Source organism: Promicromonospora kroppenstedtii DSM 19349 (assembly GCF_000515355.1).
Taxonomy (GTDB): Bacteria; Actinomycetota; Actinomycetes; order Actinomycetales; family Cellulomonadaceae; genus Promicromonospora; species Promicromonospora kroppenstedtii.
This window is the reverse complement of the sequence record NZ_KI911762.1, coordinates 1-1,832: the sequence shown is the minus strand read 5'-3', so window position 1 is coordinate 1,832 and position 1,832 is coordinate 1. Positions and strand designations below refer to the sequence as shown.

The window sequence follows — 1,832 nt, the reverse complement described above, 5'->3', positions numbered from 1 at the left end:
CCGGCGGGCGGTCTGCGGCGCCCGGCCGGGCGGGCTCCACCTCGAACAGCGCCAGCAGCGGGTGGTGCGCCCAGGCCAGCGGCGAGACCGAGGCGAGCAAGGGGACGGCGTCGGGCGTGAAGGCGAGCGTCCAGGCCCGCGCTCCGGCGAAACCCCGCACCGTCCCGGGGTCGATCGCGCGGCCCGGCGGGACGGCGAACAGGTCGCCGTCGTGCGCGCCGTCCTCCCCACCGGCGCCGCGCTCGATGAGGACGAGCACGTGGAAGTCGTGGGCGTGCCGGTGCTCGGGCGGAGGGTGCGGGTGCTGGTCCGCGCCGTCGTGCAGGTCCACGTTCACCGGGGGCATCCCGGGGCGTGGCTGGTACCGGTACACCGGGGTGCCGTCAGGCCGTACCGTGCGGATGCTGGACGGGGTGCGCAGCGGGGGCAGGCCGCCGTCCGCGGGCCCCGGCGCCATCAGCGGTCGCCCCTCACCGGTCGCCCGGCACCGCGAGGGTGAGCACGGCGTCGACGATCTGCGGTGTGCGCTCCAGCTGCCCCTCCAGCGCACGCAGGCGGACGGCGACGTGCGACTCCGACTCGTCGCCCGGCAGGTCGATGCTCGCGACCAGCAGGAGCTGCCGCGGGCCCACGAACTCGAGCCGCAGGTGACCCACGTGCTCCACGCCGGGCAGCGCCTCGATCCGCTCCCGCACCGCCCGGTGGATCCGCTCGTCCGCGACCTCGCCCGTGAGGAACCGCCGGTTGCGGTCGAACAGCACCCACGCCACGACGCACAGCAGCACGCCCACCAGCACCGAGCCGACGGCGTCGTACCGGGCGTCGCCCGTGACCTGGTGCAGCGCCATGCCGGCGGCCGCGATCACCAGGCCGACGAGCGCCGCCGAGTCCTCCGCCAGCACCGCCCGCAGCGTCGGGTCCGACGTCGCCAGCGCGTGGTCCAGCAGGTCCCGGCCGAGCTTGCGCGCCTCCGCGCGCGTGCGCCGGTAGGCCTGGACGAACGAGAAGCCCTCCAGGCAGAACGCGACAGCCAGGACCAGGTAGCCGATGCCGTAGTCCGTGGCCTCCTCGGCCGCGCCGAACGCGTGGATGCCGTGGTAGACCGATACCACGCCGCCGGCCACGAACAGGCCCAGCGCGGCCAGCATCGACCACACGTACGCCTCCCGGCCGTAGCCGAGCGGGTGCTCGCGATCCGGCGGGCGTGCCGCCTTGCGCTCCGCGACCAGCAGGAACACCTCGTTGCCCGTGTCGGCCCACGAGTGGGCGGCCTCGGCCACCATCGACGCCGAACCCGTCAGCACCGCCGCCACCGACTTGGCCACCGCCACCGCGAAGTTGGCCCCGAACGCGATCACCACCGTCAGCGCCGACTCGCTCCGTTCCCCTGCCATGCGTCCCCCTCCGTCGCGACGTCCCCGACGCTACCGACCTTCCGCCTCACCCGCCCGACCGAAGATCGTCCGATCGGCACCGACTTCCGTGCTGCCACCGCGCCGCAGGATGTCCAATGCTGGAGGTGGCGGCCGGCACGGCCGGCCCGCGCCGTCCGGCGCGGGCACCCCGACGGAAGGCACTCGGGATGAACGACAGCACCACCGTGCGGATCATCGACCCCCGCACCCCGGAGGAACGCGAGCGTGAGTTCCTGCCCGGCATGGGCCGGCCCTGGCTGCTCCCGCTCTACGACGCGTTCACGCGCCTGTCGCGCGTGCGGCCCCTGCACGACCGCGCCGCGGCGCTCGCGGACGTCGCCCCGGGCGAGTCCGTGCTCGACCTCGGGTGCGGTACCGGGAACCTCTCGCTCGCCGTGCTCCGCGCGCAGCCCGCCG

At 75.3% G+C, this 1,832-nt stretch carries 1 protein-coding gene and 2 pseudogenes; 1 reads left to right on the top strand and 2 read right to left on the bottom strand.

What is annotated here, in order from left to right; all coding sequences use genetic code 11:
• Window positions 1–457 (bottom strand): annotated as a pseudogene (locus PROKR_RS36580) (AraC family transcriptional regulator); the annotation flags it as partial.
• A gap of 13 nt (window positions 458–470) precedes the next feature.
• Window positions 471–1,394: a cation diffusion facilitator family transporter gene (locus PROKR_RS28860; RefSeq protein WP_036970981.1), complete on the bottom strand. Its 924-nt coding sequence runs from the start codon at window positions 1,392–1,394 to the stop codon at window positions 471–473.
• Window positions 1,395–1,582: 188 nt separating this feature from the next.
• Between PROKR_RS28860 and PROKR_RS28855 the strand changes: the two are divergent.
• Window positions 1,583–1,832, top strand: a pseudogene (locus PROKR_RS28855) (SAM-dependent methyltransferase); the annotation flags it as partial.